This is a genomic window from Acidiphilium sp. PM (assembly GCF_000219295.1).
Classification (GTDB): Bacteria; Pseudomonadota; Alphaproteobacteria; order Acetobacterales; family Acetobacteraceae; genus Acidiphilium; species Acidiphilium multivorum.
Genome location: NZ_AFPR01000126.1, coordinates 1 through 11,662 on the forward strand (window position 1 = coordinate 1; position 11,662 = coordinate 11,662).

11 protein-coding genes and 1 pseudogene are annotated in these 11,662 nt (G+C 68.5%); 6 read left to right on the plus strand and 6 right to left on the minus strand.

Features of this window, described 5'->3' with window-relative positions; genetic code table 11:
* The 3 genes from APM_RS06435 to APM_RS06445 form a co-directional block, all read left to right on the plus strand.
* A partial coding sequence (locus APM_RS06435; protein ID WP_241763120.1) for a glycosyltransferase family 87 protein occupies positions 1–573 on the plus strand: 573 nt, incomplete at its 5' end.
* Positions 564–1,817, plus strand: coding sequence for a tyrosine--tRNA ligase (tyrS, locus tag APM_RS06440; RefSeq protein WP_035186287.1), 1,254 nt, complete (start codon positions 564–566; stop codon positions 1,815–1,817). The genes APM_RS06435 and tyrS, both read left to right, overlap by 10 nt.
* Positions 1,814–2,251, plus strand: a complete 438-nt coding sequence (locus tag APM_RS06445; protein ID WP_007422545.1) for a SufE family protein — start codon at positions 1,814–1,816, stop codon at positions 2,249–2,251. Before tyrS ends, APM_RS06445 begins: the two co-directional genes overlap by 4 nt.
* On the opposite strand, the gene APM_RS06450 is transcribed toward APM_RS06445, so the two are convergent.
* Positions 2,246–3,289: a glycosyltransferase family 2 protein gene (locus APM_RS06450; protein ID WP_007422546.1), complete on the minus strand. Its 1,044-nt coding sequence runs from the start codon at positions 3,287–3,289 to the stop codon at positions 2,246–2,248. The two genes, APM_RS06445 and APM_RS06450, sit on opposite strands and share 6 nt — an antisense overlap.
* Before the next feature lie 276 nt (positions 3,290–3,565).
* Between APM_RS06450 and APM_RS06455 the strand changes: the two are divergent.
* The 3 genes and pseudogenes from APM_RS06455 to APM_RS06465 all read left to right on the plus strand — a co-directional run bounded on the left by APM_RS06455 (position 3,566) and on the right by APM_RS06465 (position 6,336).
* Positions 3,566–4,415, plus strand: a pseudogene (locus APM_RS06455) (undecaprenyl-diphosphate phosphatase).
* On the plus strand, positions 4,415–5,590 hold the full coding sequence (locus APM_RS06460) for an MFS transporter (protein ID WP_007422548.1): 1,176 nt from the start codon (positions 4,415–4,417) through the stop codon (positions 5,588–5,590). The pseudogene APM_RS06455 and the gene APM_RS06460 overlap by 1 nt, the downstream one beginning before the upstream one ends.
* On the plus strand, positions 5,587–6,336 hold the full coding sequence (locus APM_RS06465) for a platelet-activating factor acetylhydrolase IB subunit (protein WP_007422549.1): 750 nt from the start codon (positions 5,587–5,589) through the stop codon (positions 6,334–6,336). The genes APM_RS06460 and APM_RS06465 overlap by 4 nt, the downstream gene beginning before the upstream one ends.
* Before the next feature lie 9 nt (positions 6,337–6,345).
* On the opposite strand, the gene APM_RS06470 is transcribed toward APM_RS06465, so the two are convergent.
* The 5 genes from APM_RS06470 to APM_RS06490 form a co-directional block, all read right to left on the minus strand.
* Entirely contained in the window at positions 6,346–8,166 is a 1,821-nt protein-coding gene (locus tag APM_RS06470) for a TRAP transporter large permease subunit (RefSeq protein ID WP_007422550.1), read from the minus strand.
* 142 nt (positions 8,167–8,308) lie between these two features.
* Entirely contained in the window at positions 8,309–9,325 is a 1,017-nt protein-coding gene (locus APM_RS06475; protein WP_039887957.1) for a TRAP transporter substrate-binding protein, read from the minus strand.
* Positions 9,326–9,376: 51 nt separating this feature from the next.
* The gene (locus tag APM_RS06480; RefSeq protein ID WP_007422552.1) at positions 9,377–10,381 is read right to left on the minus strand and encodes a transketolase family protein; all 1,005 of its coding nucleotides are present in this window, start codon (positions 10,379–10,381) and stop codon (positions 9,377–9,379) included.
* Positions 10,381–11,277, minus strand: coding sequence for a transketolase (locus tag APM_RS06485; RefSeq protein ID WP_007422554.1), 897 nt, complete (start codon positions 11,275–11,277; stop codon positions 10,381–10,383). The genes APM_RS06480 and APM_RS06485 overlap by 1 nt, the downstream gene beginning before the upstream one ends.
* Positions 11,278–11,306: 29 nt before the next feature.
* On the minus strand, positions 11,307–11,662 hold a 356-nt coding region (locus tag APM_RS06490; RefSeq protein WP_039887958.1), incomplete at its 5' end, for an SDR family oxidoreductase.

The following is an 11,662-nucleotide window of genomic DNA, read 5'->3' on the forward strand; positions in this document are numbered from 1 at the left end:
GCCGGCCCGGCGATCTGGCCGGCCTTCCTCCGGCAGGGAATGGCGGTCGCCCATGCCCATCTGATCGCGCCCTTCCCCTCGGTCTACGAAACCAGCGGCGTCTCGGTGTTCTGGATGGCCCGCAGCCTCGGCGCCCCGGTCGGCCTGGCCGGCCTCTGCCAGGGCGTCTCGGCGTTGTCGGCCTCGGTCTGGTGCTGGCATGCCTGGCGCCGCAAGGAGGCCGACCCGGTGGCGCGCGCCGCGCTCACCGTCTGCCTCACGCTGCTCGTGACCCCCTATGCCTATGCCAACGACATGACGGGGCGTTTCCGTCATGGTCGCCTGGCTCGCCTGGCGGCGCGGCGGCCCCGGCGTCGCCGACGCGCTGCTCTGGCTCTGGCCCGCGCTCGGCCCGGTGATCGCGCGGGTGCTGCATGTCGAGATCGCGCCGCTCGTCATCCTGCTCGGCGCCCTGCGGGCCGCCCGCGCGCCCGGCGGAATTGGCACGCCGGCCCCCGCGTGCTACCCCGCGCCGATCTGAAGACCAACGGGCCGATTGCGGCCACCCCGATCACGGCGGAACCATGCTCATGACCGATCCCGGCGATTTCCTGCACGAGGCAGAAGCGCGCGGCTACATCTTCCAGTGCACCGACACCGAGGGGCTGCGCGAGGCGATGCGCGCCGGCCCCATCGCCGGCTATATCGGCTTCGACTGCACGGCCGACAGCCTGCATGTCGGCCACATGATCCAGATCATGATGCTCCGCCTGCTGCAGAAGCACGGGCACAAGCCGGTCGCCATCCTCGGCGGCGGCACCACCCGCATCGGCGACCCCTCCTTCCGCGAGGAAGCCCGCCAGCTCCTCACCGAGGAGCAGATCGCGCTCAACATGGCCGGCATCCGCGACAACATCGCCGCCTATCTGCGCTTCGGCGAGGGCCCGTCCGACGCCATCATGGTCAACAATGCCGACTGGCTGGACACGCTCGGCTATATCGACCTGCTGCGCGAGGTCGGCGTGCATTTCAGCGTCAACCGCATGCTGTCCTTCGACTCGGTCCGCTCGCGGCTGGAGCGCGAGCAGGGCCTCACCTTCCTCGAATTCAACTACTCGATCCTGCAGGCCTACGATTTCCGCGAGCTGAACCGCCGCTACGGCGTGGTGCTGCAAATGGGCGGGTCGGACCAGTGGGGCAACATCGTCCAGGGCATCGACCTCGTCCGCCGCACCGACGGCAAGCAGGTCTATGGCCTGACCGCGCCGCTGATCACCACCGCCTCGGGCGCGAAGATGGGCAAGACCGCCGCCGGCGCCGTCTGGCTCTCGGCCGCGAGGCGCAGCCCGTTCGACTACTGGCAGTTCTGGCGCAACACCGAGGATGCCGATGTCGGCCGCTTCCTCCGCCTGTTCACCGACCTGCCGCTCGACGAGATCGCCCGGCTCGAGGCGCTGCAAGGCGCCGAGATCAACGAGGCGAAGAAGATCCTCGCCACCGAGGCGACCGCGCTCTGCCACGGGCGCGCGGTGGCCGAGGAAGCCGCGGAGACCGCGCGCCGCACCTTCGAGGGCGGCGAGGCGGCGGAAACCCTGCCGGGGATCGACATTCCCACGGCCGAGCTTGAAGCCGGCATTCCCGCCTTCGCCCTGCTGGTGAAAGCCGGGCTCGCCGCCAGCAATGGCGAGGCGCGCCGGCTGATCCGCGGCGGCGGCGCGCGGCTGAACGACGCCCCGATCGCCGACGAGGCGCACACGATCACCCTCGCCGACGTGATCGACGGCGCGGCCAAGCTCTCGGCCGGCAAGAAGCACCACCGCCTGGTGCGCCCGGCATGAGCGCGCCGCCCTTCGTCACCCCCGCGCAGGAGAGCGCCGCCGCGGCGATCGCCGCCCTGCACGACGAGCTGTTCCTGTTCGATGACTGGATGGACCGCTACCAGTTCATCATCGAACTCGGCCAGTCGCTGCCCGCCTTCCCCGAGGCGCTGAAGACCGACGACCGGCTGGTGCCCGGCTGCCAGAGCCGGGTCTGGCTGGAGCCGAAGCTGGAAGGCGGGAAACTCTATTTCGCCGGCGCGTCGGACGCCGCCATCGTCAGCGGCCTCGTCGCCATGCTGCTACAGGTCTATTCCGGCCGCACGCCCGCGGAAATCCGCGAAACACCGCCGGTCTTCCTCAAGGAATGGGGGCTGATCGGCGCCCTGTCCGGCAATCGCGGCAACGGCGTCGCGGCGATGGCCGAACGCATCCAGCGCTTCGCCGCCTCATAAGTCCGGCGCGCTGCCGCCGCTGATCTCGCGCACGATATAGAGCGGCCGCTGCTTGCTCTCCTCGTAGAGCCGGCCGAGATATTCGCCGATCATCCCGAGGGCGATGAGCTGCACCCCGCCGAGGAACAGGATGGCGACCAGCAGCGAGGGGTAGCCCTGCACCGGGTTGCCGTAGGCCAGCTTGCGAAAGATCGTCACCGCCGCATAGACGAACGCGAAGACCGAGACGGCGAAGCCGAGATAGGACGCCAGCCGCAGCGGCGCGCTGGAAAACGAGGTCACCCCCTCCAGCGCGAAATTCCACAATTTCCAGTAATTCCACGTCGTCCGCCCGGCATGGCGCGGGGCGCGGTGATAGGTGATGGTCGCGGTGCGGAAGCCGATCCAGGCGAACAGCCCCTTCATGAACCGCCGCCGCTCCGGCAGCCGCTTCAGCGCCTCCAGCGCCGGCCGGGCGATCAGCCGGAAATCCCCGGTATCGCGCGGGATCGGCACATCGCTCAACCGGTTCATCACCCGGTAGAACATATGGGCGATGAAGCGCTTCACCGCGCCGTCGCCCTCGCGCGAGGCGCGTGTGGCGTTCACCACATCGTAGCCCTCGCGCCATTTCGCGAGCAGCGCCGGAATCACCTCGGGCGGGTCCTGCAGGTCGGCGTCGAGCGGAATCGCCACCGCGCCGCGCGCATGGTCGAGTCCCGCGGTCAACGCCGCCTCCTTGCCGAAATTGCGCGACAGGTCGATCACCCGCACCCGCCCGTCGCGCGCGGCGATGCGCTGCAGCGCCGCAAGCGTGGCATCGCGGCTGCCATCGTTCACGCAGACCAGTTCCCAGTCCTCGTCGAGACCATCGAGCACGGCGGCGAGCCGGTCGAACAGCGGGACGACATTCTCGGCCTCGTTGTGAAACGGCACCACGACGGAAACCGTCACCGGCCATCCCGTCGCTGACATGCCGCGCCTTTTTTCTGACGTAACCTGAGTCCCGCGCCGTCTCAAATCCTGTAAAATCTGGAGAATATCCGAAAATTCAGACATTGTCCGCACGGCCCTCGTCGTTACCGGATGCTAACGGCAAAATCGGGCAGCGGCAAACTGTTTCCGCGCGGCGCCCGCTCGGTTCCATCGCCCGGCCCGCAAGGACGGGATGGCCGATCGAGGAAGCGAGCCTGCCATGAAATCATGAGCAACGCGTTAACGCGTGGAACGGTGGGTCATTATCCTGTCGCCGTCCGGCGGGGCCGCGCCGCGATGCGTTGCCTTCGCCGCGCTTGTTTGCCAAGTGAAGCGGCACCCACAACCGCCGGAGCCGCCATGACCCCGCTGATCGCCGTCCTCTTCGCCATCCTGCAAGGGGCGACCGAGTTGTTCCCCGTCTCCAGCCTCGGCCATGTGGTGATCGTCCCCGCCCTGCTGCACTGGCCCATCGACCAGGCCTCGCCCTCGTTCCTGCCCTTCGTCGTCATGCTCCATGTCGGCACCGCGACGGCGCTGCTGCTCTATTTCTGGCGCGAATGGTGGGCGATGCTCGCCGGCCTGCTCGGCCGCGGCGAACCCGGCGAGGTCGATGCCCAGCGCGGCCTGCTGCTGCGCCTCGTCGTCGCCACCCTGCCGGCCGTGGTCATCGGCTTCGCGCTGAAAAAAGCCGATCCAGCATCTCTTCGCCAGCCCCGAGATTGCCGCCGCCTTCCTCATCGCCAACGGCGCGGTGCTGATCATCGGCGAACGGCTGCGCCGCCGCCGCGCCGGCAACGGCTTCGGCATCGGCCAGCTTACCCTCCGCGACTCGCTGGTGATCGGCCTGTTCCAGTGCCTCGCCTTCCTTCCCGGCCTGTCGCGCTCGGGCTCGGCGATCGTCGGCGGCCTGACCCGCGGCCTCGACCACGAGGCCGCCGCCCGCTTCGCCTTCCTGATGGCCACCCCGGTGATCGCCGGCGCCGCGGTGATCGAGGTGCCGCATCTCCTGCATCACGCCGCCGCCGCGCGCGGCATGTTCGGCACCGCCCTGCTCGCCGCCGTCGTCGCCGGCGTCGTCGCCTATCTCTCGACCGCCTTCCTGATGCGCTATTTCCGCAATCACGACCGCTGGGCGCTCGGTCCCTTCGCCGCCTATTGCGCCCTGTTCGGCGCGCTGAGCCTGATCCTGATCCCGTTCGGCGCCTGATGGCAACCGCGCGCCCCGACATCGTCCGGCTGATGGGCGCGCGCGGGGCGCGCAGCATCGCCCAGGGCGCGCTGGTGGTCGATTTCGCGCTCTACGTCACCAAACTCGGCTGGAGTGCCGCGCTTCTCGGCGTCGTCTTCGCCCTGTCGATCCTGTTCGCCGTCGCGGTGACGACGCTGGTCGGCCCGGCAAGCGACCGCTTCGGCCGCAAGCGCTTCGTCCTCGTCTACGAGGCGATCTCGGTCCTCGCCGCCCTGATCGGCCTGCTCACCCAGGCGACGCTGCCGCTCGCCTTCGCCGCGGTGATCGGCGGCTTCGGCCGCGGCGCCAACGGCTCGGCCGGCCCCTTCGCGCCGGCGGAACAGTCCTGGCTGTCCGGCTTGATCGAGAAGCGGGAGTTCGGCACCGTCCTGTCGATCAACACCGCGATCGGGTTTTTCGGCATGGGCATCGGCGCCGTGCTCGCCGGGCTGATCGGCGCGTCGCGGCCGATGTTCGTCCTGCCGCTCGCGGCCTCGCTCATCGCCACAATGCTGCTCGCCCTCACCCCCGATCCGCCGCGTGAGGCCGCAGCCCGGACGGAGGGGCACGAAGCCGTCTCGAAGGCGGAGAACAGCCTGCTCTGGAAGCTCGCCGGTCTCAATATCCTCAACGGCACCGGGATCGGCCTGTCCGGCCCGTTCATCTCCTGGTGGTTCGCCGCCCGCTACCATGCGGGGGCTTCCGCCATCGGCCCGGCGCTCGCCATCGCCTTCGCCGCCGCCGGCATCGCCGCGCTGACCACCGGGCGGCTGACCCGGCGGCTCGGCACGGTGCGCGCGGTGGTGCTGATGCGCGGCATCGGGCTGGTCAGCCTGTTCGCCCTGCCCTTCTCGCCGAGTTTCGGCGTGGCACTGGTCGTCTATGCCCTGCGCTCGGCCTTCAACCGCGGCACCGCCGGGGCGCGCCAGGCGGTCGCCCTCGGCCTCGTGCGCGGCGAGCGGCGGGGACTTGCCGCCAGCGTCAACACGATCTCGGTGCTGCTGCCGCGAGGCATCGCCCCGGCGCTGGCCGGCGTGCTGTTCGAGTCCGGCGCCCTCGCAGCCCCGTTCCTGCTCGCCGGCCTGTTCCAGGGCGCGTATCTGGTTATCTATCCCCGCGTCTTCGGACGCCACGATCCTTCGAGGTCCGCATGATCCGTCGCCTCTGCCTGCTGCTGGCACTGCTGGTTCCATTCACCGCCCAGGCCCATGTCAATCTCGCCGCCGTGCCGATCGGGCGGATGGACCTGCCCTGGTGGCGGCACCGCTTCGAGCACACCAAGCAGGAGGCGCGCGAGCATCCGGACGCCAGGCTGGTCTGGCTCGGCGATTCGATCACCGAATACTGGCACCGCGAGGGCCCGCACCCCTACCAGCAGATCCTGCCGATCTGGCGCCACTATTACGGACGCTACGATGCGCTGAATTTCGGCCTGATCGGCGACACCACGGCGAGCGTGATCTGGCGGATCGACCATGGCGAATTCGCCGGCCTGCATCCCAGGCTCGTCGTGCTGCTGATCGGCGCCAACAATCTCGGCCGCACCCATTGGGGCGCGGACCAGACGGTGCCGGGAATCGAGGAGGTGGTGCGCGACCTGCACCGCCACGTCCCCGGCGCGCATGTGCTGCTGCTCGGCATCCTGCCCTCGATCCGCTCGGCGTGGATCAGCGCGCAGACGCGGATCATCAATGCCGATCTCGCCCGCCGCTATGCCGGTAGCCGCCTGGTGACGTTCCGCAATGTCGGCCACGTGCTGGAGGTCGATGGCCGCGCCGACCCCGCGCTCTATGTCGACCCGCGCATGCACCCGCCCGAGCCCGCCCTGCACCCCGATGCCGAGGGCATGCGCCGGATCGCCGCCGCGTTGCAGCCGACGATCACCCGCCTGATGCGCTGACCGCCCGGCTCAGAGCGCGCCCCAGGGCACGAAGGCGATCACCAGCAGGCCCAAGACCAGCGCGGCGAGATAGCCCCAGATGGTCTTCAGGGCCCGGTTCGGGTCGATGTCGGTCATGATCCCGGCGGCGTAATAGCCAAGCCCGAACGGCGGCGCGAACAGGCCGATACCCATGGCAAGGATGACGATGATGCCATAGCGCACATCGCCGATATGCAGCGTGCGGGCGATCGGAAAAAGGATCGGCCCGAACAGCACCAGGATCGGGATGCCCTCGAGAATGCTGCCGAGCACGATCATCAGGAAAATCGAGCCCAGCAGGAAGCCGTAGCGCCCGCCCGGCAGGGCCAGCATCAGCCGGGTGATGTCGTCCGCGAAGCCGGACTGCGTCAGCGTCCAGCTCATCGCGGTCGCCACCGCGATGATGAACATGATCGCCCCCGACAGCCCGACCGCCTTCGCCGCGCAGTCATACAGCGCCGCCGGCCGGAATCCGCCATAGAACACGACCCCGAGCACGATCGCATAGACGGTGCCGATGGTGGCGACCTCGGTCGCGGTGGCGATGCCGTCGATCACGGCGAAGCGGATCACGAAGGGCAGCGCCAGCGCGGGCAGGCCGTGGAGGAAGCTCCGCAGGACCCGCCGCGCCGGCACACGCGGCGCCGCGGCCGCCGCATCAGACCCCGCCCAGATGCGCGAGAGCAGCGCCAGGATGACCGCCAGCAGGATGGCCGGCATCAGCCCCGCGGCGAACAGCGCGGAAATCGAGGTTCCGGTGACCGCGCCGATGATGATCAGCACGATCGAGGGCGGTATCGTCTCCGCCATCGCGCCGCAGCACGAGACGACGGAGAGTATGTGCCCCTCGTCGATCTTCTGCCGCTTCATCTCGGGCACCACGATCGGCGCGACGGCGGCGAGATCGGCCGTCTTCGCCCCGGAGATGCCGGAGACGAGCAGGATGCCGCCGATCAGCACATAGAACAGCCCGCCCTTCACCGGGCCGATCAGCTCGGTGAGGAACCGCATCATCGCCGGCGCGAGCCGGGTGACGGTCAGCAGCCCGCCAAGCAGCACGAACAGCGGCACCGCGAGCAGGATGATCGAGGAGGTGCCCTGCTCCACCTGGCTCGCCATCACGGCGAGCGGCGCGCCCTGCGTGACCATCAGGTAGAAGGTGGTGCAGAAGCCGAAGGCGAAGGCGATCGGCACGCCGGCCAGCACGGTCGCGAACAGCATCGCGATGAAAACGAAGATCACCTCCGCCAGCGTGTCGGCGGCCAGGGCCCGGCCGGCCAGCCACGCCGCCCCGACGATGACCGCCGCACCCACTGCGCCGCGCCAGAAATCCCCGCCCCGATGCGCGAACAGGTCGCGCAGCAGATAGAGCGCGATCAGCGCGAAGCCGGCCACCAGCCCCGCCGCTTCCCAGGCGCTGGAAATACCGAGCTGCGACAGCGAGGACAATTGCTCGACCTGAAGGAAGACGAGGCTCGGCCCGATCATCGCCAGCACGGAAGCGAGCTGGATCACATCCGCCCCGGCCCGGAACCGGGCCTGCCAGTGCGCCGGCAGGCTGTGCACCAGCGCCGTCATCCGCATGTGCCGGTCGTCGCGCACCGCGATCGCGGCGCCGATCATGGTGAGCCAGACGAACACCAGCCTCGCGAATTCCGTCGACCAGATGAGCGGATGGATGAACACCGTGCGCGCGATGATGCCGGCGAACAGCACCAGCACCTCCACCGCCAGCAGCACGACACCAGCGCCATCCAGTGCTGCATCGGCGATCCTCGCAACCGGGCGGCGCATCCTGCCGGACGCCATGGTTGCAGAACATGCCTGCATCGTTTCTCTCCCCCGGTCGTTCCGCTCGCGCGGCGCCGTCTGTTCTTGTCGTCGCGTTTCAGCTGCCCGCATGGCGGACGGTTCGGGAGCCTCACCCAACCGTCCGCCGGCGGGTGCGGCCTTATTCCAGCGGGCCCGCCGTCTTTTCAAGCAGGCCCCACGCCTCGGCGCCGAATTTCTGCTTCCAGTGCGGATAGTATTTCGTCTTGCCGAGCACGCTGCGGAACGCCGCCTTGTCGACATCGAGAACGGTCATTCCCTTCGCCGCGAGCTTCGATTTCAGCGAGTTGCCGAGATCGGCGATATCCTGCCGCTCCCCATGCCCCGCCTTGCCGAATTCCTCGGTCACGATGTCCTGCCATTTCGCCGGCAGCCGCGCGAAGGCCGGCTTGTTGCCGATGATCAGGTAGCCGTCCCAGGCGTGCCGGGTCATGCTGAGATATTTCTGCACGTCATAGAGCTTCGCCGTGTAGATGATCGGCAGCGGATTTTCCTGGCCATCCACCACGTGATTTTCAAGCGAGGTATAGACCTCGCTGAAATCGATCGCGGTCGGCGCAGCACCAAACGCGGCGAACATGGACGAGAGGATTGGCGCCGGCGGCACGCGGATCTTGAAATTGTGCAGATCCGCCGGCGTCCTCACCGGCTTCGTGCCGGAGGTGACGTTGCGGAATCCGTTTTCCCAACTCGGCCCGATCTGGTGCATGCCGTGCGCGTCGATCTTCTTCGCGATATAGGCGCCGAGCGGACCGTCGACCGCCGCCCACACATCCTTCGGCGTGAGGAACGCGTAACCGATATTGACGATGCCGGCCGCCGGAATCGTCGTTGCCAGAATGGAACTGGCCATGTTCATGATCTGGATCCCGCCGAGCCTGGTCTGCGCGATCAGCTGCTTGTCGGTGCCGAGCTGCGCCGCGGGGTAGAGCTTGATCTCGAGCCCGCCATGGGTCGCCTCGCGGATCGCCTTGATCGCCTGCGCCGCGCGGATGTTCACCGGATGGGTCGGCTCCTGGCCGGTGGCCATCTTCCAGCGAAACTGCGCCGCATCGCCCCTGCGGGTCAGGATCGCGAAGGCCGGCACGGATGCCGCCCCCGCCAGCAGCGTGCGCCGCCGGATCGTGTTATTGCTCATCGTTGTTTCCTCCTTTTGAAATGATGCAGCCATTACCTCGACGTTTTCATCTCAGAGCCACGCCCTGATCTGCCGCGCCATCGCTTCGGCCGAGATGCCGTAGCGGTCGTGCAGCGTCGGCAGCGCGCCGGCCGCGAGAAACTCGTCCGGCAGGCCGATCTGCCGGAACCGGGGCGCGATGCCGGCGCGCAGCATCCCGGCCGCCACCGCCTCGCCGAGCCCGCCGACCACCGTGTGGTTCTCGGCGACGACGACGAGACGCCCGCCCTTGCCGGCGGCGGCGAGGATCGTCTCGAGATCGAGCGGCTTGATCGTCGCCGCGTGCAGCACCTCGACGCCGATGCGGTCCGCCTCCAGCGTCTCGGCCGCCTGCAACGCGCGCATCGTGGCAAGCCCAGTCGAGATCACCAGAACATCGTTGCCGGTCCGGATCGTCTTGGCCTTCCCCAGCTCGAACGTGTAGCCATATTCGTCGAGGATCAGCGGCACGTTGCCGCGCAGCAGCCGCATGTAGACCGGCCCGTCATGCGCCGCGATCGCCGGTGTCGCCTGCGCGATCTCGTGCGCATCGGCCGGATCGACGATGGTGAGATTCGGCATGCCGCGGAAGATCGCGATGTCCTCGGTCGCCTGATGGCTCGGCCCGTAGCCGGAGGTCAGGCCCGGCAGGGCGCAGACGATCTTCACGTTGAGCCGTTCTTCGGCGATCGCCATGCAGATGAAGTCATAGGCGCGGCGGGCGGCGAACACGGCATAGGTCGTCACGAAGGGCAGCGCCCCCTCGCGCGCGAGGCCGGCGGCGGCCGACATCAGCAGCTGCTCGGCCATGCCCATCTGGTAGAAACGCTCCGGATAGGCCTTCGCGAAAATGTGCAGGTCGGTATATTTCGCGAGATCTGCGGTCAGCCCGACGATCTCGGGGCGCATCTTCGCCAGCTCGACGAGCGCGTTGCCGAACGGCGCCGGCGCGGTGCGCTGGCCGGGTGCGGCGATCGAGGCGATCATTGCCGATGTGGTCAGGCGCGTCTTCGGCGCCCTGGTCTGTGCGGTGCTCATCACGGGGCCTTTGCGCTGAAATTGGCGTCGAGCAGGTCGATCGCCTGCTGCCATTCCTCGGCCTCGACGCGGAGGAAGTGGTTGCGCTCGCGGGTTTCGAGGAAGGGCACGCCCTTCGCCATCTGGGTGTCGCAGATCACGATGCGCGGCGCGGCGACTTTCGCGGCGCGCGCGGCGTCGAAAGCGGCGACCACGGCGCCGATGTCGTTGCCGTCCACGCGCTGGGTATGCCAGCCGAAGGCGCGGAAGCGTTCGTGCAGCGGCTCGCGCGACGACATCGCCGAGGACGGTCCGTCCGCCTGCTGGTCATTGACATCGACGATGCCGATGAGGTTGTCGAGCTGCCAGTGCGCCGCCCCCATCACGCCTTCCCAGATCGAGCCCTCGTTCAGCTCGCCGTCGGAGAACAGCGTGTAGACGAAGGCGTCCGATTTTTTCCGCTTCAGGCCGAGCGCCATGCCGACCGCGATGCCGACGCCGTGGCCGAGCGAGCCGCCGGTGATCTCCATGCCCGGCGTGTAGGCGGCCATGCCCGACATCGGCAGGCGGCTCTCGTCGGCGCCATAGGACTCGATCTCGCTCTCGGGCAGAATCCCCGCCTCGATCAGCGCCGCGTAAAGCGCGATCGCATAATGGCCGATCGACAGCAGGAAGCGGTCGCGCCCCTCCCAGTGCACGTCGTCCGGCCGGTAGCGCAGCGCATGGAAATAGGACACCGCGAGCACATCGGCGATGCCGAGCGCCTGCGCGATATAGCCCTGCCCCTGCACTTCGCCCATCCGCAGCGCGTGCCGGCGGATGCGATAGGCCCGCTCGCGCAGCGAAACGTTCGAGCCGGCATGGGGGAAGCCGTCATTGCGGGCTTCCGGGGACAAGACCTGTTTGGTGGAAGACATGGGGCAGAATTCCCGGCGCTGTTTCTGGATCAGTGGATCAGCATGCCGCCATTGACGTCGATCACCGCGCCCGTGACATAGGCGGAGAGATCGGAGGCGAGGAACAGGAAGATCCGCGCCACGTCCTCGGCGGTTCCGAGCCGGCCGATCGGAATCCCCTTCAGGATCTCGGCGCGCATCTCGTCGGTCAGCTTGCCGCCGGTAATCTCGGTCTGGATCAGGCCGGGCGTCACCGAATTCACGCGGATGCCGGCGGGGCCGAACTCGCGCGCCATCGCCTTGGCGAGGCCGAGCACGCCGGCCTTCGCCGCCGAATAGTGCGGCCCGCCGAAAATCCCGCCGCCGCGCTGCGCCGAAACCGACGACATGCACGCGATCGAGCCGC

Excerpts from the sequence above, each read along its gene's own strand:
- tyrS (WP_035186287.1), top strand. The coding sequence starts at position 564 with ATGCTCATGACCGATCCCGGCGATTTCCTGCACGAGGCAGAAGCGCGC.
- APM_RS06470 (WP_007422550.1), bottom strand. The coding sequence starts at position 8,166 with ATGGCGTCCGGCAGGATGCGCCGCCCGGTTGCGAGGATCGCCGATGCA.
- APM_RS06445 (WP_007422545.1), top strand. The coding sequence starts at position 1,814 with ATGAGCGCGCCGCCCTTCGTCACCCCCGCGCAGGAGAGCGCCGCCGCG.
- APM_RS06465 (WP_007422549.1), top strand. The coding sequence starts at position 5,587 with ATGATCCGTCGCCTCTGCCTGCTGCTGGCACTGCTGGTTCCATTCACC.
- APM_RS06485 (WP_007422554.1), bottom strand. The coding sequence starts at position 11,277 with ATGTCTTCCACCAAACAGGTCTTGTCCCCGGAAGCCCGCAATGACGGC.
- APM_RS06460 (WP_007422548.1), top strand. The coding sequence starts at position 4,415 with ATGGCAACCGCGCGCCCCGACATCGTCCGGCTGATGGGCGCGCGCGGG.
- APM_RS06480 (WP_007422552.1), bottom strand. The coding sequence starts at position 10,381 with ATGAGCACCGCACAGACCAGGGCGCCGAAGACGCGCCTGACCACATCG.
- APM_RS06450 (WP_007422546.1), bottom strand. The coding sequence starts at position 3,289 with ATGTCTGAATTTTCGGATATTCTCCAGATTTTACAGGATTTGAGACGG.
- APM_RS06475 (WP_039887957.1), bottom strand. The coding sequence starts at position 9,325 with ATGAGCAATAACACGATCCGGCGGCGCACGCTGCTGGCGGGGGCGGCA.